Annotated in this window: 22 protein-coding genes; 9 read left to right on the top strand and 13 right to left on the bottom strand. The window is 69.3% G+C overall.

Features of this window, described 5'->3' with window-relative positions:
* The first annotated feature begins 110 nt into the window (after positions 1–110).
* Both ACQPZP_RS13155 and ACQPZP_RS13150 read left to right on the top strand, forming a co-directional pair.
* Positions 111–572, top strand: coding sequence for an Lrp/AsnC family transcriptional regulator (locus ACQPZP_RS13155; protein ID WP_358450976.1), 462 nt, complete (start codon positions 111–113; stop codon positions 570–572).
* Between the two features lie 95 nt (positions 573–667).
* Positions 668–934, top strand: coding sequence for a DUF1778 domain-containing protein (locus tag ACQPZP_RS13150; protein WP_433477895.1), 267 nt, complete (start codon positions 668–670; stop codon positions 932–934).
* Positions 935–952: 18 nt separating this feature from the next.
* Here ACQPZP_RS13150 and ACQPZP_RS13145 read toward each other — a convergent pair whose 3' ends face one another.
* Positions 953–1,393 (bottom strand): HIT family protein, encoded by a 441-nt coding sequence (locus tag ACQPZP_RS13145; protein ID WP_433477894.1) that lies wholly within the window; start codon positions 1,391–1,393, stop codon positions 953–955.
* 380 nt (positions 1,394–1,773) lie between these two features.
* Between ACQPZP_RS13145 and ACQPZP_RS13140 the strand changes: the two genes are divergently transcribed.
* Both ACQPZP_RS13140 and ACQPZP_RS13135 read left to right on the top strand, forming a co-directional pair.
* Positions 1,774–2,994 carry an ATP-binding cassette domain-containing protein gene (locus ACQPZP_RS13140; RefSeq protein ID WP_433477893.1) on the top strand — a complete coding sequence of 407 codons (1,221 nt, stop codon included), beginning with the start codon at positions 1,774–1,776 and terminating at the stop codon, positions 2,992–2,994.
* Positions 2,991–3,680: a hypothetical protein gene (locus ACQPZP_RS13135; RefSeq protein WP_433477892.1), complete on the top strand. Its 690-nt coding sequence runs from the start codon at positions 2,991–2,993 to the stop codon at positions 3,678–3,680. Before ACQPZP_RS13140 ends, ACQPZP_RS13135 begins: the two co-directional genes overlap by 4 nt.
* 8 nt (positions 3,681–3,688) lie before the next feature.
* Here the strand turns inward: ACQPZP_RS13135 and ACQPZP_RS13130 are convergent, their stop codons facing one another.
* The 4 genes from ACQPZP_RS13130 to rlmN form a co-directional block, all read right to left on the bottom strand.
* Entirely contained in the window at positions 3,689–4,513 is an 825-nt protein-coding gene (locus ACQPZP_RS13130; protein WP_433477891.1) for a DUF1963 domain-containing protein, read from the bottom strand.
* Between the two features lie 426 nt (positions 4,514–4,939).
* Positions 4,940–5,062 (bottom strand): hypothetical protein, encoded by a 123-nt coding sequence (locus ACQPZP_RS13125; protein ID WP_433477890.1) that lies wholly within the window; start codon positions 5,060–5,062, stop codon positions 4,940–4,942.
* A 1,073-nt stretch (positions 5,063–6,135) separates the two neighbouring features.
* Complete coding sequence (locus ACQPZP_RS13120) at positions 6,136–6,639, bottom strand: DivIVA domain-containing protein (protein WP_433477889.1); 504 nt, start codon at positions 6,637–6,639, stop codon at positions 6,136–6,138.
* A 58-nt stretch (positions 6,640–6,697) separates the two neighbouring features.
* A complete protein-coding gene (gene rlmN, locus ACQPZP_RS13115; protein ID WP_433468033.1) occupies positions 6,698–7,843 on the bottom strand; it encodes a 23S rRNA (adenine(2503)-C(2))-methyltransferase RlmN in 1,146 nt (381 codons plus the stop codon).
* A gap of 113 nt (positions 7,844–7,956) precedes the next feature.
* On the opposite strand from rlmN, the gene ACQPZP_RS13110 reads away from it, so the two are divergent.
* On the top strand, positions 7,957–9,102 hold the full coding sequence (locus ACQPZP_RS13110) for a suppressor of fused domain protein (RefSeq protein ID WP_433477888.1): 1,146 nt from the start codon (positions 7,957–7,959) through the stop codon (positions 9,100–9,102).
* Here the strand turns inward: ACQPZP_RS13110 and ACQPZP_RS13105 are convergent.
* The 5 genes from ACQPZP_RS13105 to rpsB form a co-directional block, all read right to left on the bottom strand.
* Complete coding sequence (locus ACQPZP_RS13105) at positions 9,099–9,995, bottom strand: phosphatidate cytidylyltransferase (protein WP_433477887.1); 897 nt, start codon at positions 9,993–9,995, stop codon at positions 9,099–9,101. The genes ACQPZP_RS13110 and ACQPZP_RS13105 overlap by 4 nt on opposite strands.
* 83 nt (positions 9,996–10,078) lie before the next feature.
* Positions 10,079–10,636 (bottom strand): ribosome recycling factor, encoded by a 558-nt coding sequence (gene frr / locus ACQPZP_RS13100; RefSeq protein WP_433469959.1) that lies wholly within the window; start codon positions 10,634–10,636, stop codon positions 10,079–10,081.
* Positions 10,637–10,711: 75 nt separating this feature from the next.
* Entirely contained in the window at positions 10,712–11,413 is a 702-nt protein-coding gene (gene pyrH / locus ACQPZP_RS13095) for a UMP kinase (protein WP_433479599.1), read from the bottom strand.
* Positions 11,414–11,549: 136 nt separating this feature from the next.
* The gene (gene tsf, locus ACQPZP_RS13090; RefSeq protein WP_433468030.1) at positions 11,550–12,386 is read right to left on the bottom strand and encodes a translation elongation factor Ts; all 837 of its coding nucleotides are present in this window, start codon (positions 12,384–12,386) and stop codon (positions 11,550–11,552) included.
* An 83-nt stretch (positions 12,387–12,469) separates the two neighbouring features.
* Positions 12,470–13,444 carry a 30S ribosomal protein S2 gene (gene rpsB, locus ACQPZP_RS13085; RefSeq protein WP_433477886.1) on the bottom strand — a complete coding sequence of 325 codons (975 nt, stop codon included), beginning with the start codon at positions 13,442–13,444 and terminating at the stop codon, positions 12,470–12,472.
* Positions 13,445–13,834: 390 nt separating this feature from the next.
* Between rpsB and ACQPZP_RS13080 the strand changes: the two genes are divergently transcribed.
* Positions 13,835–14,530: a murein hydrolase activator EnvC family protein gene (locus ACQPZP_RS13080; protein ID WP_433477885.1), complete on the top strand. Its 696-nt coding sequence runs from the start codon at positions 13,835–13,837 to the stop codon at positions 14,528–14,530.
* 87 nt (positions 14,531–14,617) lie between these two features.
* On the opposite strand, the gene ACQPZP_RS13075 is transcribed toward ACQPZP_RS13080, so the two are convergent.
* Positions 14,618–15,538, bottom strand: a complete 921-nt coding sequence (locus tag ACQPZP_RS13075; protein ID WP_433477884.1) for a tyrosine recombinase XerC — start codon at positions 15,536–15,538, stop codon at positions 14,618–14,620.
* Between the two features lie 148 nt (positions 15,539–15,686).
* On the opposite strand from ACQPZP_RS13075, the gene ACQPZP_RS13070 reads away from it, so the two are divergent.
* The 3 genes from ACQPZP_RS13070 to dprA are packed head-to-tail and all read left to right on the top strand — an operon-like array spanning position 15,687 to position 18,775.
* Positions 15,687–16,040, top strand: coding sequence for a YraN family protein (locus ACQPZP_RS13070; RefSeq protein ID WP_433468026.1), 354 nt, complete (start codon positions 15,687–15,689; stop codon positions 16,038–16,040).
* The gene (locus ACQPZP_RS13065) at positions 16,041–17,594 is read left to right on the top strand and encodes a YifB family Mg chelatase-like AAA ATPase (RefSeq protein WP_433477883.1); all 1,554 of its coding nucleotides are present in this window, start codon (positions 16,041–16,043) and stop codon (positions 17,592–17,594) included.
* Entirely contained in the window at positions 17,591–18,775 is a 1,185-nt protein-coding gene (gene dprA / locus ACQPZP_RS13060) for a DNA-processing protein DprA (protein WP_433477882.1), read from the top strand. The genes ACQPZP_RS13065 and dprA overlap by 4 nt, the downstream gene beginning before the upstream one ends.
* 90 nt (positions 18,776–18,865) lie before the next feature.
* Here the strand turns inward: dprA and ACQPZP_RS13055 are convergent, their stop codons facing one another.
* Together ACQPZP_RS13055 and ACQPZP_RS13050 are read right to left on the bottom strand one after the other, a co-directional pair.
* The gene (locus tag ACQPZP_RS13055; RefSeq protein ID WP_433468023.1) at positions 18,866–19,180 is read right to left on the bottom strand and encodes a DUF2469 domain-containing protein; all 315 of its coding nucleotides are present in this window, start codon (positions 19,178–19,180) and stop codon (positions 18,866–18,868) included.
* Positions 19,177–19,902 carry a ribonuclease HII gene (locus tag ACQPZP_RS13050; RefSeq protein ID WP_433477881.1) on the bottom strand — a complete coding sequence of 242 codons (726 nt, stop codon included), beginning with the start codon at positions 19,900–19,902 and terminating at the stop codon, positions 19,177–19,179. Before ACQPZP_RS13050 ends, ACQPZP_RS13055 begins: the two co-directional genes overlap by 4 nt.
* Between the last annotated feature and the right edge of the window lie 105 nt (positions 19,903–20,007).

Raw genomic sequence — 20,007 nt, 5'->3', positions numbered from 1 at the left:
CAGAGGTTCCAGCCCAACACAAGTGATTCCGTTGTTACGATCGAATTTCACGACTAATTCACTTGGCTCAGAGGCCTCACACCCTCGATGCCGCAGCTAGGAGACCACCGATGGAACGCGCAGCCCGCGTCCAGCTCGACGAGACCGCGAAGCAGATCATCGAGCAGCTCCAGCAGGACGGCCGCCGCTCGTACGCCGCCATCGGCAAGGCGGTCGGGCTCTCCGAGGCCGCCGTCCGCCAGCGCGTCCAGAAGCTCCTCGACACCGGCGTCATGCAGATCGTCGGCGTGACCGACCCGCTCATGCTCGGCTTCTCCCGGCAGATGATGATCGGGGTCAAGTGCGAGGGCGACCTGGAGAAGATCGCCGACGAACTGGCCGGCCTCGACGAGATCGACTACGTCGTGATCACCGCCGGCTCGTTCGACATCCTCCTGGAGCTCGTCTGCGAGGACGACGAACGCCTCCTTGAACTCCTCGGCCGGATCCGCGCCGTCCCCGGCGTCGTCTCGACCGAGAGCTTCGTCTACCTCAAACTGCGCAAACAGACCTACTCCTGGGGAACCCGCTGACTTCACCGGACACCCGACGATTCTCGTTCTCAGTGGGGATGCCCTGGCAACACCTCGCGGCGTACTTTTAAGAGCCGCAAGGAAGGAGACCGGCCATGTCTGAGTCGGTTCGCCAGGACCTTCCCGCCACCCGCCACGACGATCACATCACCCTCCGGACCTCCGCGGACCAGTTCCTCGTGATCCAGAAGGCCGCCGAACTGATCGGCTGGACGGTCACCGACTTCGTCCTTTCCGCCGCCCTGGACCGGGCCGAACGAGACCTCTACGAACACGCCGCCGCGCAGCGGCCGACGCCCCCCGACCCGACCGCCCCGGAACCCGCAGACCCCTACCTGGCCCTCGTCACGGCTCTGACCTGACCCTGACCGCAAGGAAATTCAGGATGCGGGCTCTGTGAGGGCCTTGGACAGGCGCGCGGCGTAGGCGGCGGCCTCGGCCTCGGAGTCGTACTTCTGCCGCGGCCAGAAGAACCCGCGGAGGCCGTCCTTGCGGTTGCGCGGGACCACATGGACGTGCAGATGCGGGACGCTCTGGCTGACCCGGTTGTTCATGGCCACGAACGAGCCCGCCGCGCCGAGCACCGACTCCATCGCCCCCGCGAGCCGCTGGGCATGCCCGAAGAACATCCCCAGAAAGTCCACGGGAAGATCCGTCAGCGTCTCGTAATGCGTGCGCGGAATCAGCAGGGTGTGCCCCTTGAACAGCGGCCGCATATCCAGAAACGCCATCACCTCGGCCGTGTCCAACACGACATGCGCGGACCGCTCCCCCTCGGCGATCTCGCAGAACACACACTGCTTGCCCACAGCCTCACCCATGAACCCCATCCTCTCGCGCACCCCACGGTTCGACACCCGCCCCCGCCAAGCGGCGGGCGGGGCGGCCACTTCCCCACGAGAGTCTCTGCCTGGCGTTAGATCCAGTCGGCGGTGCTCTCACACGCGTTGCCGACGTGAAAGACGCAAGCACGGATCGACGCCGATTCGACGTCTCCGCACCTCCCGCCGCATGACGCCGCGCTGAGCGCCGTGCCTGTCGTCCCACACCGGTTGGACAAGCTCGCCATCCCGAGCGAACAGCGCCCGCCCGGCGTCGAACGCGCCAGGACCCCACCCGCCAAGGCCGAGGACACTACCTCGTTGCGCTGCGGGCGGGGCTAACGGAGTCCTTACGTCCGAGGCCCTAGCGTCTGGTTCTCATGCGGCTGGAGAGCGTCGCCTTCCGTTATCGGCGGAAGGATCCCTGGGTGTTCAGGGATGTCACATTGTCGCTCGCGCGCGGCAGCGTGTCCGAGGTGACGGGTCACAACGGCGCGGGGAAGTCCACACTGCTCCGGGTGATAGCGGGTCTGCGCAGGCCAGGCGCCGGCGTGGTCAAGGACCGGCCCGCGCGGGTGGGATACGCGCCGGAGCGGTTCCCGGTGGACCAGCCGTTCAGTGTCCGCGCGTACTTGGGGCACATGGCCGCGATGCGACGTATCCCTGCGGACGTGGCCGGCGTGTGGGCGGAGCGGCTGCGCTTCGCTCACCTCCTCGACGTGCGCCTGCCCGAACTGTCGAAGGGCAGCGCCCAGAAGATCGGGCTCGCGCAGGCCTTCATGGCCGACCCGGAACTGCTGATCCTGGACGAGCCTTTCGCCGGTCTGGACGCGGCCACACGCGACGCGCTACCCGCTCTGATCTCCGAACTCGCGGCTAACGGCACCACCGTCGTCGTCAGCGACCATCAGCGCTGCATCGAGGCAATGCCGGGCATCGACCGCCTACACGTAGCCGACCGCACCGTAACCCCCCTCGCCCCACCCAACGCCACCCACCCAACGCCAAAGACCGACGCCAGAACCCACCCCGCCCCAACCGACAACAACAAGACCGCGCCCACACCAGGGGACAGCATCCAGATCGGCCCAGCGCCAAGCGACAACACCGAGACTCACCCCGCGCCAGCGGACGACAGCATGACCCAGCCCGCGCCAAGCGATGGCAGCAGAACCGGGCCCGCGGCGGAGGACAGTGCCCAGGGCAGTCCAGCTCCAGGCGACGACAAAGCGACTCACCCTGCGCCAAGCCACGCCACTGACACCCGTCCCGCGCTAGAGGGCCACAGCACGACTCGGCCCGCGCCGAGTGGCGGCACCATGACACCCGTTGCCCCGGCGGATGGCACCGACACCCACCCCGCTTCAAGCGACGACGGCGGGACCGGCCTGGAGCCAGGTGAGAACACCGAGACTCACATCGCGCCAGAGGACGACGGCAGGAGCCTGCCTGTGGCAGGTCGTGGGGGCTTGGCGCCTGTTGTGCCGGGGGGTGGCAGCGGGTGGGCTGTGCTTGAGGTCGAGGTGCCTGGGGGTGAGGCCGATACCGTGGAGAGCAAGTTGCGCGCGGACGGATATCGGGTGCGGAGGCGCGAGGGGTGATCGCGCTCATCCGGTTCCAGATCGCGGGGTACGTCCGTTCGCTGCGCGTCCTGCAGCCGCTGATCGTCGTGGCGCTGCTCGTGGCGCTGGTTCTCGTTCAGGGCCCGGGCGGGCCGAAAGCCGCCGACCTCGCCGTCAGGACGTTCGGGGACGTGGCGGCGTTCCTGTTCCCCGTCTGGGCTTGGGCGGCGCGCGCCCTCCTCGACACGCAGCCCGACGAACAGCGTTCACTGACGGCCACCGCCGCCCGTCACCCGTCCGGCCCCACGTGGGCGGGCCTGCTCGCCGCGTACGGTGTAAATCTCTCTCTCGGCGTGATTGCGTTGGCCGTCCCTCTCTTCCAAGCGGTCCAAGCAGGCTCGCCGGGACGGGCGGTCCTGGCGGGGTGCGCGCTCAACCTTCTCGTGGCCGTGCCGGGGACGCTGCTCGGCGCATGGACGAGCCGGACGCTCATCCCCGATCCCGGCGTCTCGCTACTCGCCCTCCTCGGCGGCGCGACCGCGCTCCTGCTTCTCGGGCTCGGACGGCTCTCCTGGCTCTCCGTCCCAATGATCGAGTGGATGCGTGCCGCGAACCGCGGCCCGTCCGCCTTCACCGCGACCTTGCCCACCGTGGCCCTCCATGTGTTCCTGTGGTCCACGGTCGTAGGAACCGCCTACGTCATCACCGCCCGCCGCACCCTCTGAGCCACGTGTCAGGCCGCTTGGACGGTCAGCCATGTTTGCTCCAGCGGGGTGTTCCGGCGCGTGCAGAAGTAGATGCGGCCTGGGTCGCCCCAGTGCCAGCCGAGGCGGTCGTCGGAGTCGAGTTGGAGGAGGAGATGCCATTCGTCCACGGCACGCTCCTCGTCCGGAGTGAGGGCCGGGGGGTTGAGGGAGTTCAGGGTGCGACCGGTCGAGGCGTACAGGCAGTCGGGGCCGAGCGGACGTTGGACGAGGGTGGGCCAGCCTCCAAGCTGGTGAGCGGGAGCGTCGTCCGGGCAGGTGTGGCGCGTCCAGGCGGCGTGTAGCTGCTCATAGACGGGCAGGACGCCGCTGTAGACGGTCTCCAGGCGCTGGACGACGGGCTCTTGGGGTGAGGGCAGAGAAAGGAACGGAGCGGCGCCCAGCGTCGTCCGCGGGTAGGAGAGCGCACCGGACGGCGAGGTCGCAGCATGGAGGTCACCGGTGAAAACGCGCCAGCCGTCTCGCTGACCCGCCTCGTCGCCCCAGGGACGGGGGATCTCGCTCGCGTAGTAGAACGCGGCCCGGCCCGAGGGCAGGCCGGGGATCTCGGCGAGGCGGGCGAGGCCGGCGAAGTCGATCGCGCCGAGGAAGTCGAGCGGACGGCCGTTCCACTCAGGCCATCGCTCGCCCGGCGGCAGCAGCGGGGCGCCGCCGAGATGGACGGCTGCCTCACCACCGGCGCCGAGGCGTAACGCGGGCCTCGTCAGGGGCAGCAGAAGGGCCGTGATCTCGGGAGCGAGGAAGACGTCGAACAGGGCGTGGAGCCGACGGTACTGAGCGGCGAAGTGGTCCATGCCCGTAGCGTCGCGCGGACCACACCCCCACGCAGCACCCACCGAAATTGTGGATAACTCACACGGGTCGCGGCCCCGTCCGGACCCACGCCATCTACCCAGCTAGACGACATATCGGTCTCCGGACCCATGGAGGCCACTCGCACCCGGTCCGGCCCCTTGCCGTGGAGATCCTGTCAGGCTCACCGACGCCAAGTCCTCAACGGCGGCAGCAACGTGACACGGCCCCGGCTGCGCTCGCAACCTTCAGGCCCGGGTTTTGTGCCGACTTCTTGACATGGGCACGCCGGCCAGGGACAGGGTCTATTTACACAAAAGAGCGACCCCTCAAGAGAGGGGTCGCTCCAAATCTAAGGGTCGAAGGTCCTTAATTCGGGGACCCCATCACTTCAGTGAGACCTTTCCGTGAGACTTTGAGTTACACGTTCAGGTGCCACAGTTCTGGCAGTAGAAGTAGACCTCACCATCAACTTCGTAGGCAAGCATGTCTTCCTTACAAATCGAACACTTCTTATCTGGAAACTTGCCGTCGGGTCCCTTCTTGGCCATGGTGTCTCCTTTGCGTTGCACCCACACCTCTTGTGTGAGCGCCAGAAATCACTGTCCGGGCCATAGCCTCCCTCGCAACCGGCGAACTGAGAAAAGCTTCGCCCCACCGAACCCCCAATGCCGTTCGGATGGGGTTTTGGCTGGCAACTTCGCCGGGCAGGGCGTGCCGGTCACGGCCGTTTCAAGATCGGTTGGCTGAGTCCGCTCACGCTCCCGACAGCGATTCGGCCCGCGACGACTTCGATACGAGCCCCCCTGCCGGACTGCCGACCGACGCAAGGACGACGATCACGGCGGCGTAGCCGGCGACCGCCCGTATCCCACTCGGCGCAGGACGTGCAGGGCTGGGCGCAGTCCGTCACCTAATCCAGTACTCACGGATTATGCGCCGACACCTCCGACACTCTGCTTGCGTCAGACTGCGGACCGGCGGTGAACCCTTGATTCCAATGCGCCGAAACTGGTGGAAATTCTTGCGTTGCAACTTCTTGACCGGCCACCGGCGTAACTACGGTCGGAGGCCCGAAACCGCACGGGAGATAGTACGTCCGAGACACGAAGACCCAACAGCCCGTGTCGACGCCATCCAGAAACAAGGAAACGGTTGAGCGCCTGAAAGAGGACCTCGACAAACACAGCAGTTAACAGGCCTCTGGCAACACGGCCGGCTCTCCGCAGGTACATGGTGAGCCAGCCCGGCACCAGCCGGGCCCTCGTCTCTTCAAGCAGCCGACTTTGTCAGCCAACCCGCCGCCCGCAGCCCCGCTCGGCAGCAGAAAGACTGTTGTGGGTTGTTGCTGACAGGACCGGCCTGGAGCAACCACGGTCAGGGCCGAGCGGGACGCCTGCCGGCGCCGGCTTTCGACATGCCGGACAAGATCATCGAGGATCCGGCGTCCACGTCTACCGAGATCCGCGACACCGTTCGCGTCAGAGCCCCAGGCTCCCGAACCCCGGGTAGGGTCCTGGGCTCCCGAGCCCGCAGTGGTGTCCAGGGGTTCCCCGAATCCTGGGTGTCGTCTTGGGTTCCGCCCCCCCGGGGGATCGCTCGTGTCCGGTTGGGGACGACTTCGTCAGCGTTCGAGGGCGCCGGCTAGTTGGAGCAGGAAGCGGTCGACCTCCTGCTCGTCGTAGCCGGGGCCGAAACGGACCACGCGGAACGCGCTCTCCCGCACGTCACGGGCCGTCACGGGCGGGGCGGCGCCGCGCAGGCCGGCGATCACGCGGTCGAGGAACGCGTCCACGTCCCGCACGTCGTAGCCCGAGCGCGTCCCCGCGCCGGAGAACCGGGCGTTCTGGATCCAGTTCATCAGCCAGGCGGGCTGGGCTCGCGGGCGCCCTGGCCGCTCCCCGATCGGCGCCACGACCTGGAGCTCCCTGATGCACTCCCGCAGCAGCTCGTCCACGGCGCGACGGTCGTAGCCGCGCATCACGATGGTGAAGCGGGTCTGGCGCACCTCGTCCGCGGGCATCGGCGGCCCGCCGTCCAGTGCCTGCGAGATCCGTTTCAACACGTCGTCGACCTGTTGCCGGTGATAGCCCCGCATGACCACCGGCAGCCGAACACCCGTCTTCACCGGCACCGCGCTCCTCAGCCGTGTCCCCGCGCGGCGGCAGGGCTCGCCCGCGCTGCGCTCAGTCCTTGGTCGCCGCGGCCAGCTGCCCGCAGGCCCCGTCGATCTCCCTGCCCCGAGTGTCGCGCACCGTGACCGGGACCCCATGGGCCTCAAGGCGGCGGACGAACTCCCGCTCGTCCTCGGGCCGCGAGGCTGTCCACTTCGAACCCGGCGTCGGATTCAACGGGATCAGATTGACGTGAACGAGATTCCCGCGCAAGAGCCTTCCGAGAAGATCGGCCCGCCACGCCTGATCGTTGATGTCCTTGATGAGGGCGTACTCGATCGAGACACGGCGGCCGCTGCGGTCGGCGTAGGCCCAGGCCGCGTCCAGCACCTCGGAGACCTTCCACCGGTTGTTGACGGGCACGAGGTCGTCACGGAGCTCGTCGTCGGGCGCGTGCAGCGATACCGCCAGCCGGACGGACATGTCCTCGGCGGCGAGCTTCTCGATCGCCGGCACGAGCCCGACCGTGGACACCGTCACGGAACGCTGGGAGATGCCCAGCCCGGCGGGTGCGGGATCGGTGATGCGACGCACCGCGCCGATCACGGCCTTGTAGTTGGCCAAGGGTTCCCCCATGCCCATGAAGACGATGTTGGAGACGCGTCCGGGCCCGCCTGGGATGCGCCCGCGGGCGAGTGCGCGCGCCCCCGCGGTGACCTGCTCGACTATCTCGGCCGTGGACAGGTTGCGGGTGAGCCCTGCCTGACCCGTCGCGCAGAAGGGGCAGTTCATCCCGCATCCTGCTTGGGACGAGACGCACATGGTCGCCCTGTCCGGGTACCGCATCAGCACCGATTCGAACAGGACGCCGTCGAACGCCTTCCACACGGTCTTGAGGGTCGTACCGTCGTCGCAGTCCATCTCACGGACAGGGGTCAGCAGCGAGGGAAGCAGCTCGGACACGAGACGTTCACGGACGGCGGCCGGCAGATCCGTCATCTTGGCCGGGTCGTCGACCAGGCGGGCGAAGTAGTGCCGCGACAGCTGGTCGGCACGGAACGGCTTCTCCCCCAGCGCGGCGACCGCCTCGCGGCGTTCCGCCGTGGTGAGGTCGGCGAGATGCCTCGGCGGCTTGCCGCGCCTGGGGGCGGCGAAGACGAGCTTCGCCGGGGTCTTCTCGGGCGCGGTGCCGGCGGCGGCGGGCTGGGTTGCAGACATGGTGCTTCCAGTGTCGCAAACACCGGCCCGTGCCTCGTCCGTCTGCGGACACTCCCCCCGCCCGAACAACGACATTCCTGCACATGACCTTGTCTGCGACTAAGGTCTCGATCATGTCGGTATTGCGCAGGGGCGCCGCCTCGCCCCGGGGAACCGCGGCCACGGTCGTCCACGCGGCGGCCAGCCCGTACGGCAGCCGCCGGCTCACCATCGAGACCGACGGCGACGTCACCGCGGCCTACCTGAAGGACGCGCGGGACTCGGTGATCGGGGCGGTCTGGGTCGCGAACCATCGCCAAGCCCCGGCGGAGCTGGACCAGTCCCGGCTGGACTCGGGTCGTGCACCGATCCTGCCGGAGTCCCATGTGCGCCGGCCTGAGGGGCGCGACGCGCTGGACGCCGAGGCCATGGAAGTCGTGTGGTTCGAGGAGGGCGACGGTGTGGCCGTCCTGGAGGCGGGCGACCCGCTGCTGGTGATCCCCAGCTGGTCGGACATGGGACGCGGCATTCCCGGCTACGCCCGCGACGCCACACGCCAGAGCCCGTTCGCGTTCCCCCTGGACGAGGAGATCGAGAACTTCGGCCCGCGCATCGAGCAGGCGCGCGAGCACTGGAAGAGGTGCCGCGCCGACGGCTCCTGGGCGGAGTTCCAGCAGGCCGTGCTCGGCCATCTGCTGCAACGGCTCGGTCCGAGTGGCCACTACTGGCACGATGTCGGACGGCAGTTGGCGAGCGGCAGGCCGAGCATGGCGCCGACCGTGGGGGTGTCGGAGCGTCCTGCAAGGGGCGACCGTGAATTCACCATCCTGAGCACGGTCGGTATGAGCCGCCAGCGGATGCCCACGGTCGAACTGTACGAGGATGATGTCGCCCCATACGGACGGATCGAACTGGCCGTCGCCAGCACTCTGTCCAGTCAGCGGGCGGGCAGCATCTTCCCGTGGCTGGCGCAGTACCCCTGGCGGTCGGTGACCTGGTTCGCCCCGGGGGACGTCGTCAAGTGGTACCACGAGGCCCGCACGTTCCCCCTCGGCAACGACGAGTCGTCTTGGGAAGGCGTCCTGCTCCTGGACGATCCCGGCCGGCTCGCGGGTCCTGAAGCACCCGGCATGACCGGGCTGACGCTCAACGGCGACGCCGTCCGGTGGCTGTGGCTTGTGCCGATCACCGGTGAGGAACACCGCTACGCGAAGAGCGAGGGCTCCGACGCGCTCATACGGCGTCTGGCCCAGCAAGGCCGCTCCTGGGTCGTCTCCTAGCTGGGGACGAACAGTTCCAGCAGAAGCCACACGACGGGGGCCGTCGCGACCAGGGAGTCGAGGCGGTCCATGACGCCGCCGTGGCCGGGCAGGAGCGTTCCCAAGTCCTTGAGGCCGAGGTCGCGCTTGATCATCGACTCGACGAGGTCGCCGGCGGTCGCGGTGACCACGGCGGCCAGCCCGATGATCACCCCTTGCCAGACGTGCCCGCCGTCCAGCAGCCACCACACCAGCCACCCGCCGACGATCATGCAGGTGACGGCCGAGCCGGTCACGCCCTCCCAGGTCTTCTTCGGGCTGATCGTCGGCGCCAGCTTGTGCTTGCCGAGGAACGACCCGGCGAAGTAGCCGCCGATGTCGCTGGCGACGGTGGTGGCGATGAAGATGACGATGCGGTGGTCACCGTCGTCCGGCCGCATGAGCAGCGCGACGATGCCGCCCATCAGCACCAGGTAGACGGAGACGAACGATCCGGCGGCGACGTCCCGCACATATCCGGCCGCGCCCTCGGTCATGCGCGTCATGAGCAGCGCCAGCACCGTCAGGGAGACCGCCGCGATCGTGGCGGTGGCCCCCCACACGTACGCCACGACGGGCGTGCCGACCATGCCCGTCGCGACCGGGATGAACGGGACGCGGATGTCGCGGCTCTTGAACGCCTCCGTCAGCTCCCGCATGCCGAGGAACAGGAAGACGACCATCACGCCAAGGAAGATCTCCTTGACGGTGTAGAGCGACAGAAGCACGAGCGCGCCGAGCGCGACGCCCACGCCTATGGCGATCGGGAGGTTGCGGCCCGTCCTGCTCTCGCGCTTGTCCGCGGGCGTCGCGCCGTCGGAAGAGGGGGCGTCCTCGGCGGAGCCGTCCGGTCCCTGCCCGGAGGGCGAGTCCACAGCTTCTCCGGGGGGCGGGCCGGCCATGTCGACCTCCGGCTCATCCGGGGAGCCCGAGGGCTCCCCGGCGTCGTCGAGTCCCATCAGACTTCGAGCAGTTCGGCCTTCTTGTGCTCGAGCAACTCGTCGATCTGCGCCACGTAGCGGTGCGTCGTGTCGTCGAGTTCCTTCTCGGCACGCCTGACCTCGTCCTCGCCGACCTCGCCGTCCTTGGCGAGCTTGTCAAGGGCGTCCTTGGCGCGGCGCCGGATGTTGCGGATCGAGACCCGGCTCTCCTCGGCCTTGGTACCGGCGACCTTGATGAACTCCTTGCGGCGCTCCTCGGACAGATCCGGGAACACGACACGGATGACGTTGCCGTCGTTGGTGGGATTCACACCGAGGTCACTGTCCCGGATGGCCTTCTCCACCGCCTGCATGGACGACTTGTCGAAGACCTGGACGATGACCATCCGCGGCTCGGGCAGCGTGAACGACGCGAGCTGGTTGATCGGCGTCGGCGTCCCGTAGTACTCGGCGGTGATCTTGTTGAACATCGCTGGGGTTACGCGGCCGGTGCGTATGGCCTGGAAGTCCTCCTTGGCGACCGCGACCGCCTTCTCCATCTTCTCCTCTGCTTCGAGGAGGGTCTCGTCGATCACTGTGACTCCCATGTCATCTGGTCGGCCATGGTCCCTGCGGTTCCGCGTCGCCTGCGGCGCGGCTGCGGGCTGCGGTCAGCCCTGCGCCGGGCTGACCAGCGTGCCGATCTTCTCACCCCGGACGGCCCGGACGATGTTGCCCTGCCCCATCAGGTCGAAGACCACGATGGGGAGCGCGTTGTCCATGCAGAGGCTGATGGCCGTGGCGTCCATGACCTTCAGGCTCCGCTGTAGAACTTCACCGTAATCCAAACGGTCGAACTTGACCGCGTCTGGATTCTTTCGGGGATCGGCATCGTAGACACCGTCCACTTGTGTCGCCTTCAGCACCGCCTCCGCGCCGATCTCCAGCGCGCGCTGCGCGGCGCTGGTGTCGGTGGAGAAGAACGGCTGGCCGAGCCCCGCACCGAAGATGACCACACGGCCCTTCTCCAGGTGCCGCATGGCGCGCCGCGGAATGTACGGCTCGGCCACCTGGCTCATGGTGATGGCGGTCTGCACGCGGGTGTCGAGACCGAGCTTTTCAAGGAAGTCCTGCAGGGCGAGGCAGTTGATGACGGTGCCGATCATCCCCATGTAGTCGGCGCGTCCGCGGTCCATGCCGCGTTCGGCCATGACGGCGCCGCGGAACATGTTCCCTCCGCCGCAGACGACCGCCACCTGCACGCCGTCGCGGACGGCTTCGGCGATGGCCTCGGCGACATGCTGGACGACCTCGGGGTCGATGCCGAGCGGGTCTCGTCCAGCGAAGGCTTCGCCCGAGAGCTTCAGCAGCACCCGCTTCCAGCCCGCACGCGGCGCGTGCTGCCCGGACGACGAGGCCGCCGTCGCGCTACTGGTCGTCTTGTCCGGCACGTCGGCGGCCTCCTCGTTGCGTCGCGAAATATTCCGGGTACTCGTCTCCAGAGTGCCCTTACGCCTGCCCGACCTTGAACCGGGCGAAGCGGACGACCTTCACGCCGGCCTCGTCGAGGACCTTCGCGATCGTCTTCTTGTTGTCCTTCACGAACGCCTGCTCCACGAGGACGAAGTCGCGGAAGTAGGCGTTCACCCGGCCCTCGACGATCTTCGGGATTGCCTTCTCGGGCTTGCCCTCGTCGCGGGTGAGCTGCTCGGCGAGCGCCCGCTCCTTCTCGATCGCCTCGGCGGGGATCTCCTCGCGGGTGAGGTACTTGGGGGCCATCGCCGCGATCTGCTGGGCGACGTCCTTGGCGACCTCGGCGTTCTCGGTGTCCAGCTCGACCAGCACGCCGGTGGTCGGCGGCAGGGACGGGTCGGACTTGTGCAGGTAGCTCGCCACGTAGGTGCCCTGGAAGTGGGCGAAGCGGCGCAGCTCCAGCTTCTCACCGATCTTGGCGCTGTTCTCCTCGACCAGGGCCTGGACGGTCTTGCCGGGCTCGATCTCGGCGGTCAGCAGGGCGGCGGCGTCGGCGACGCCGCTGCCGGCGGCGAACTCGACCAGGCGCTGGGCGAGCTCGATGAACTGCGCGTTCTTGGCGACGAAGTCGGTCTCGCAGTTGAGCTCCAGGAGCGCCCCGTCACCGGAGTTCGCAAAGTGCTCGGCGACCAGGCCGTTGGCGGCGGTGCGCTCGGCGCGCTTGCCGACGTCCTTGGCGCCCTTGAGGCGCAGCAGCTCCGTCGCCTTCTCGAAGTCGCCGTCCGCCTCGGTGAGGGCGTTCTTCACGGCCATCATGCCGGAGCCGGTCAGGTCGCGCAGCCGCTTGACGTCAGCGGCGGTGAAGTTGGCCATCGCTCTCTTCGCTTCTCTCGTCGTTGGTCGTGGACCCGCGACGGTCCCGGCGGCGTCCGTGCGGAGCCGCCGGGACCCCGGGATCAAGCCTGCTCGGCCTCGGCGGCCTTGGGAGCCTCAGGGGCCTCAGGGGCCTCGGCGGCCTCAGCAGCCTCGGCGGGGGCCTCAGTGGCCTCCTCGGCCTTCGCCGCCTCGGCCTCCGCAGGCTCGGCCTCCGCGGGCTCGGCCTCCGCAGGGGCCTGCGCGTCGGCGCCCTCGGCCGGCTTGTTCTCCAGCAGGTTGCGCTCCCACTCGGTGAGCGGCTCCTCGGCACCCGTGGCCGCTGCGCCCTCGGCCGGCTTCTCGTCGCCGCTGGGCGAGGCGCCCGCGCGCGCGATGAGGCCGTCCGCGACGGAGTCGGCGACGACGCGGGTCAGCAGGCTGACGCTGCGGATGGCGTCGTCATTGCCCGGGACCGGGTAGTCGACCTCGTCGGGGTCGCAGTTGGTGTCGAGGATCGCGACGACCGGGATGCCGAGCTTCTTGGCCTCGTTGACCGCGATGTGCTCCTTCTTGGTGTCCACGATCCAGATGGCGCTCGGAACCTTCGCCATGTCGCGGATGCCGCCGAGGGTGCGCTCCAGCTTGTCCTTCTCGCGGCGCAGGCCGAGGAGCTCCTTCTTGGTCATGCCGGAGCCGGCCACGTCGTCGTAGTTGATCTCCTCCAGCTCCTTGAGCCGGGTGAGCCGCTTGTGGACGGTGGAGAAGTTCGTGAGCATGCCGCCCAGCCAGCGCTGGTTGACGAAGGGCATGCCGACCCGGGTGGCCTGCTCGGCGATGGACTCCTGCGCCTGCTTCTTGGTGCCGACGAACAGGATCGTGCCGCCGTGGGCGACCGTGGCCTTGACGAATTCGAAAGCGCGGTCGATGTAGGACAGCGACTGCTGGAGGTCGATGATGTAGATGCCGTTGCGCTCGGTGAGGATGAAGCGCTTCATCTTCGGGTTCCACCGGCGGGTCTGGTGGCCGAAGTGGACGCCGCTCTCAAGGAGCTGCCGCATGGTGACGACGGGTGCCATTGCCCGTGTTCTCCTTCTCTGGCCCTGCTGGGCCGCATTTGGTTATCTGCCTGCGCCCGGGTGCTGTCCCACCGTCGCCTAGGCGACGGACCGAGGGACTGCGCCCCACCAAGACCTGCGGTGGCATGCGGACGCGTGAAATCAGCCGCCGGGAGCCCTCCAGGCGGCTGTGACCCGTTGCCGGGTCCGGGTCCCATCCGCTCTGGGAGCGGCTTCTCGCCTCTCCGCCCTTGGACGGATCGGCGACGGCCTGGCCCTGGCCGGTGCCCTTTCAAGCACGACTACAGATTATCAGGGCGCGGACGTGGCCGGGCATCAACGGTCCCGGCGGTTATCCACAGTTGGCGGACGTCGTCGACGGACCGGCCGGCGACCGGCAGGGTTCGGGTCATGACCCTGTTCACGGTGCTCCTCAGCTGCATGATCGCCCTCGGGACGCCCACTCTGGACGCCTGGCGCTGGCCGTTGGGCCCGCCCGCCCCGCGGGTCGTGCGGGGGTTCTCGCCGCCCGCCTCCCCATGGGGTTCCGGCCATCGCGGCGTGGACCTCGCGGCGCGCCCCGGGCAGACCGTCTACGCCGCGGGTCCGGGGCGCGTCTCGTATGCCGGCGATCTGGCGGGGCGAGGGATCGTCGCGATCGACCACGGCGTCCTGCGGACCACGTATCTGCCCGTCCGTCCCAGTGTGCGCGTGGGCCGTCAGGTCGCTTTCGGCACCCGGATCGGTGTCCTGGAGGGCGGGATGGTCCACTGCCCCGTCACGTGCCTGCACTGGGGCCTGCGCCGCGGTGCCCTCTATCTGGATCCGCTCAACCTCGTCCAGCGTCAGGTACGCCTGCTGCCACACTGGCCGCATCCCGTGCCTTCCCAGAAGCAGCACACCTCGGAGCCGACACCCCAGCCCAAGATGGGCTTGCGCGACGCCACGACGGCGACGGGCGGAGCACTGACGGGCATGGTCCTTGCCTTCGCGCTGGCCTTCGCCTGGCGCCGCACCCGCGTCCGCTACCGCCTGCACCGCCGGCGCCGTCCACCGCCAGGCGTGATCAACCTGTCCCAAGAGCGTCACCTGCGCCGCGCTCGGTAGCACCTGCCTGCTGCTCACGAGCCTTGAGCACCCCACCGATCCGCGCACGATGCCGGCAGTCGGTGGGGTCCGCCCGGTCGGTGATGGTCAACTCTCTCGGGCACCTCGCGGGTGGGCTTGACGGTGCACCTGTTTGAGGCGTTCGGCTGATACATGGGTGTAGATCTGGGTGGTCTGGAGGGAGGCGTGCCCGAGGATCTCCTGGACGCTTCGCAGGTCGGCGCCTCCTTCGAGGAGGTGGGTGGCGGCGCTGTGGCGGAGCCCGTGCGGGCTCAGGTCGGGCATCTTTCCGACCTCGGAGATTCGTGCGTGGACCATGCGGCGGGCGCTCGTGGGATGAAGACGGCCGCCGCGAGCTCCCAGGAAGAGCGCGGGGCCGCTGCTCTCGGTCGCGACGGCGGGGCGTCCGGCGCGCAGCCAGTCGTGGACGGCACGGGAAGCAGGCTCCCCTACGGGGACCGTGCGCTCTCGCCCCCCTTTCCCTCGGACGCGGACGGTTCCGCGTCCGATGTCCAGGTCGTCTATGTCCAGACCGCACAGTTCGCTGACTCGGACGCCGGTGCCATAGAGCACTTCCAGGACGGCCAGATCACGGAGTCCCATGGGCCCTTGGGCGTCCATGGTGTCCAGGAGGCGTGCCGCATCGTCCTGGGTGAGGACCCCGGGGAGATCACGCTGCCGTTTGGGAGTGCCCAGCAGGAGCCCTGGGTCGTCCCCGAGAAGCCCGCGCCGATGTAGATCGCGGGTGAACGCACGGACGGCGGCCGTCCGGCGGGCCAGCGTTGCGCGGGACCGGCCGAGGGCGTGCTGACGGGCGAGCCAGGCTCGCAGCAGCGAGACGTCCAGCGCCGCGGGGTCGGTCACGCCGGTTGCGGCCGCGTAGCCGCACAGGTCGGCCAGGTCCCCGAGATAGGCCCGCAGTGTGTGCGGTGAGACGTCCCGTTCGGCGCGTAGCCGGCGCCCGAAATCCGAGACGGCGTCCTCCAGCGCGTTCGTCACAGGCGCCACGCTGCGCCACCGTCCCGGCCGAAGCAAGCACCGAACACCGGTTTCCGGCGGATCGCCGCATTTGCTCTCTCGCGTTATCCACAGAACGTCGTTCTATCGATACGCACCGTGACGTCCCGGCACTGTCGGAGACCGGAGGTGAGGCCCCATGAACGCCCACATCAGTCTCGGCCGCCGCGGCGAGGACGCCGCCGCCGAATACCTGTCCAAGCTCGGCTGGACGATCCTCGACCGCAACTGGCGGTGCCGCGAGGGCGAACTCGACATCGTCGCCCATGACGGCCGGCGGCACGTGGTCTGCGAGGTGAAGACCCGCCGATCGGCCAGGTTCGGAGACCCCCTCGAAGCGATCACCGCCGACAAGGCGGCCCGGTTACGCCGGCTGGCCTGGAAGTGGGCCGCCGCACACGGTGTCGGCGGCGCACCCGTGCGGGTGGACGTCCTCGGCCTGATCGGCGACGGCGACGGCTTCTCGATCGATCACCTGCGGGAGGTGTGCTAGATGACGCTCGCCAAGACGCGCTCGGTGTCACTGGTCGGGGTCGACGGCCTCGTCGTGGACGTGGAGGCGGCCATCACCAGCGGGGTCCCCGGCCTGCATCTGGTCGGCCTGCCCGACACCGCGCTCAGCGAGGCGCGCGACCGCGTCCGCGCCGCGATCTTCAACTCCGGCGAGGACTGGCCCAACCGCCATGTCACGGTCTCGCTGTTCCCGGCGAGCGTGCCCAAGAAGGGCTCGACCTTTGACGTCGCCATCGCGGTAGCCCTGCTGGCGGCGGCCGAGGTCGTACCGCCGCGCAGTTGCGCGGGGCTGGTGCTGATCGGCGAGCTTGGCCTGGACGGACGCATCCGTCCCATTCAGGGCGTGCTGCCCGCAGTGCTGGCCGCCGCCAACCGGGGCTGCCGCAGGGTGGTCGTCCCACAGGCGAACGCTGCGGAGGCCGAACTCGTCCCGGAAATGGAAGTGGTGTCCGCGAGCACTCTGCGCGGCCTCCTGTGCTATCTGCGGGACGAACCACCGCCCATAGAAGAGGCAGACGAAGACGACACGGACACAGTGGCCAACAACTTCGCCCTACGGCAGCAGGAGATCCCGCCCGACCTCGACCTGTCCGACGTCCGGGGCCAGGCAGAGGCCCGGCGCGCCCTGGAGATCAGCGCCGCGGGCGGCCATCATCTTTTCTTCGCGGGCCCTCCGGGATGCGGCAAGACGATGCTGGCGGAGCGGCTTCCGACCCTCATGCCGCCCCTGGAACCCGAGATCGCGCTCGAGGTCACGGCGATCCACTCCGTCGCCGGAACCCTCCGGCCGGGCCAGCCGCTGGTCACCCAGCCGCCGTTCTACGCGCCGCATCACACCGCCTCCCGCGCCTCGATGGTCGGCGGCGGCTCGGGCCGCGTGCTCCAGCCGGGCGCCGTGTCCCTCGCGCACCGCGGCATCCTCTTCCTGGACGAGGCCCCGGAGTTCATGCACGGGACGCTCGACGCCCTCCGCCAGCCACTCGAAGAGGGCGTGGTGCGGATCAACCGCATCGAAGGGATGGCGCACTTCCCCGCACGGTTCACGCTCGTCCTCGCGGCGAACCCGTGCCCGTGCGCCGCGGCGAAGCAGATCGACTGCTCCTGCGCCCCGGGCATCCGCCGCAAGTACACCAGCCGCGTCTCCGGCCCCCTTCTCGACCGCATCGACCTCAAACTGGAGCTCACCCCGGCCAGCCGCGCCGAACTCCGCTACGACCTGGAGTTCGCGGAATCCAGCAAGGTGGTGGCCGAACGCGTCCTGCTCGCCCGCGAACGGACGCTCAGCCGCCTGGCCGGCACCCCGTGGCGGTCCAACTCCGAGGTCCCCGGGCCGGAACTGCGCCGCCGCTTCACCCCGCCCCAGGAGGCGATGCGGGGGGCCGACGAAGCCCTGCAGAGAGGAGCGCTCAGCGCGCGGGGGCTGGACCGCGTCCTGCGGGTCGCCTGGACGATCGCCGACCTGGCCGGCCACGACGAGCCCGGGCCGGACGACATCGGCGGGGCCCTCGCCCTGTGGTCGGCGGGGCGCCAGTGAGCGACGAGCGAACCGCCCGCGCCACCCTGACCGCGGTCGCGGAACCCGGCGACGCCTTCCTCAACCGGATCATCGACCACTGCGGTCCCGAGGAGGCGCTCGAAACGATCCGTACCACCCGGCTCCCCGACGGTCTGCCGGCCACCCCCAAGGAGCTCCAGCGTCTCGGCAACTGGCGGATCCGCCTCATCGCCGCGGAGCCCGACCAGGACATGGCCGTCTGCGCACAGTTCCGCGGCCGCCTCATCTGCCCGGGAGACCCCGAATGGCCGACGACCCTCGACGATCTCGGCGCCGGCCGGCCGTACGCCCTGTGGCTGCGCGGTCCCGGCGACCTGCGCTACGGCTGCCTGCGTTCGGTCGCCATCGTCGGTTCCCGCGCCGCGTCCCCCTACGGCCTGCGCACCGCCGCCGACTTCGCGTCCGAGCTCGCCGACGACGGCTGGACGGTGATCTCCGGCGGCGCCCTCGGGATCGACGCGGCCGCCCATCGCGGCTCGCTGGCCGCCGACGGGCCCACCGTCGCGGTCCTCGCCAACGGCGTCGACGTCCCCTACCCGGCGTCCAACGAGGGCCTCTTCGCGGAGATGGCACGGCGGTCGCTGCTGGTGAGCGAGTCACCGCCGGGTACCCATCCGCACCGGCTCCGCTTCCTCGTCCGCAACCGCGTGATCGCGGCCCTCTCCAGGGGCACGGTCATCGTCGAGGCGGAGGCGCGCAGCGGCGCGCTCAACACCGCGAACTGGGCGGCGAAGCTCGGCCGCATCGTCATGGCGGTGCCGGGCCCGATCACGTCCCGCTCGTCGGCCGGCTGCCACCGGCTCCTGCGTGAGGAGGGCACCACCCTGGTCACCCGCCCCGAGGAGATCATCGAGGCCGTCGGCCGAATCGGCGCCGACCTGGCCCCGCTCCCGGACACACCCGTCCTGCCGCGCGACCGCCTGGAACCGGTCACCCGGTCCGTCCTGGAGGCATTCCCGGCCCGGGGCGCGACCGGGCCCGCCCAGCTCGCCGTCAAGGCGGGCGTGGACCTGAACACCGTCAACGCCAAACTCGGCCTCTTGGCCGCCGCCGGCTTCATAGAACGCGCCCCCGCCGGCTGGCGCCTGACAAAGTCCGCCAAATCCCCCACCGGTCCCCCGGCGAAGCAACCACCCGACCCCGGCGAGGCACCGCAATGAACCGCGCCCAATTCCGCCCTCGCAACCCGGATCACGCCCGGTCGGGGCAGGCGCGGTCGGGGGCGCTGGCGCAGGGGGAGGGCGGGGCGGTTATTGGTCGGAGGGGAGTTCGAAGTCGCTCTTTGCCAGTTCCTCGACGTTGACGTCCTTGAAGGTGACGACGCGGACGTTCTTGACGAAGCGGGCGGGGCGGTACATGTCCCAGACCCAGGCGTCCTGCATCGTGACCTCGAAGAAGACCTCACCGTTGTCGACACTGCGCACCTGGAGGTCGACGGAGTTGGTGAGGTAGAACCTGCGCTCGGTCTCGACGACGTAGCTGAAAAGGCCGAGGACGTCCCGGTACTCGCGATAGAGCTGCAGCTCCATCTCGGTCTCGTACTTCTCGAGATCCTCGGCGCTCACGCTCGTGCCCCTTCCGTGCGGTCCTCTCCAGGGAGCTCCCCCTCGGCCTCCTCCTCCAGGACCACATCTCCATTGTTACGCAAGGCACGTCCGACGTTGACGTAGGAGAACCGATGCTCCGCACAAGGTCCGTGCAAGTCGAGCGCCTTGCCGTGCGCGCGGGTGACGTAGCCCTTGTGGACGTCGAAGCCGTACTCCGGGTAGCGCTCGTGGAGTTCGACCATGATCCGGTCCCGGGTGACCTTCGCGATGATGGACGCCGCGGCCACACAGGCGGCGGCCTGGTCTCCCTTGATCATGGCAAGGCCGGGGACGTCCAGGCCTGGGACCGGGAAGCCGTCACTGAGCACGTAGGCGGGCCGCTCGTCCAGGGCGGCCAGGGCCCGCCGCATCCCGGTGATGTTGCACCGGTGGAGGCCGATCCGGTCGATGTCATGACAGGGGATGACGATCGCGCTCCACGCGTACGCACGCTCGGTGATCTCCGCGTACAGCTCCTCGCGGCGTGCGGGGGTGAGCAGCTTGGAGTCCGCAAGGCCGTCGATCCTGCCGCGTCCACCCTGAAGGATCACCGCTCCGACGACCATGGGCCCCGCGCAGGCGCCCCGTCCCGCCTCATCGACTCCGGCGACGGGGCTGAACCCGGCGTGGCCCAGGGCACGCTCGTACGCGAAAAGCCCTGCGTCCCGGCGCGGCGTGAAGCGGAGTGGACGACCCTTCATGCTCCGCAGCGTACGTCCCCGGGGGCCCCGGCCGCTCCCCGAACACCCCTTGCCGCCATATGTCCCACTACGTCGAGACCCGCCGGCCGCCGGAGACCTGAGACA

The organism is Spirillospora sp. CA-142024 (genome assembly GCF_050942325.1).
Lineage (GTDB): Bacteria > Actinomycetota > Actinomycetes > Streptosporangiales > Streptosporangiaceae > Spirillospora.
The sequence above is the reverse complement of the archived record's forward strand: the minus strand, read 5'-3'. Positions and strand labels throughout refer to the sequence as shown.

What these genes read in the sequence shown, in the direction of transcription:
- ACQPZP_RS13155 (WP_358450976.1), top strand. Translation starts at nt 111, where the DNA reads ATGGAACGCGCAGCCCGCGTCCAGCTCGACGAGACCGCGAAGCAGATC.
- ACQPZP_RS13150 (WP_433477895.1), top strand. Translation starts at nt 668, where the DNA reads ATGTCTGAGTCGGTTCGCCAGGACCTTCCCGCCACCCGCCACGACGAT.
- ACQPZP_RS13145 (WP_433477894.1), bottom strand. Translation starts at nt 1,393, where the DNA reads ATGGGTGAGGCTGTGGGCAAGCAGTGTGTGTTCTGCGAGATCGCCGAG.
- ACQPZP_RS13140 (WP_433477893.1), top strand. Translation starts at nt 1,774, where the DNA reads ATGCGGCTGGAGAGCGTCGCCTTCCGTTATCGGCGGAAGGATCCCTGG.
- ACQPZP_RS13130 (WP_433477891.1), bottom strand. Translation starts at nt 4,513, where the DNA reads ATGGACCACTTCGCCGCTCAGTACCGTCGGCTCCACGCCCTGTTCGAC.
- ACQPZP_RS13125 (WP_433477890.1), bottom strand. Translation starts at nt 5,062, where the DNA reads ATGGCCAAGAAGGGACCCGACGGCAAGTTTCCAGATAAGAAGTGTTCG.
- rlmN (WP_433468033.1), bottom strand. Translation starts at nt 7,843, where the DNA reads ATGTCTGCAACCCAGCCCGCCGCCGCCGGCACCGCGCCCGAGAAGACC.
- ACQPZP_RS13110 (WP_433477888.1), top strand. Translation starts at nt 7,957, where the DNA reads ATGTCGGTATTGCGCAGGGGCGCCGCCTCGCCCCGGGGAACCGCGGCC.
- tsf (WP_433468030.1), bottom strand. Translation starts at nt 12,386, where the DNA reads ATGGCCAACTTCACCGCCGCTGACGTCAAGCGGCTGCGCGACCTGACC.
- rpsB (WP_433477886.1), bottom strand. Translation starts at nt 13,444, where the DNA reads ATGGCACCCGTCGTCACCATGCGGCAGCTCCTTGAGAGCGGCGTCCAC.
- ACQPZP_RS13080 (WP_433477885.1), top strand. Translation starts at nt 13,835, where the DNA reads ATGACCCTGTTCACGGTGCTCCTCAGCTGCATGATCGCCCTCGGGACG.
- ACQPZP_RS13070 (WP_433468026.1), top strand. Translation starts at nt 15,687, where the DNA reads ATGAACGCCCACATCAGTCTCGGCCGCCGCGGCGAGGACGCCGCCGCC.
- ACQPZP_RS13065 (WP_433477883.1), top strand. Translation starts at nt 16,041, where the DNA reads ATGACGCTCGCCAAGACGCGCTCGGTGTCACTGGTCGGGGTCGACGGC.
- ACQPZP_RS13050 (WP_433477881.1), bottom strand. Translation starts at nt 19,902, where the DNA reads ATGAAGGGTCGTCCACTCCGCTTCACGCCGCGCCGGGACGCAGGGCTT.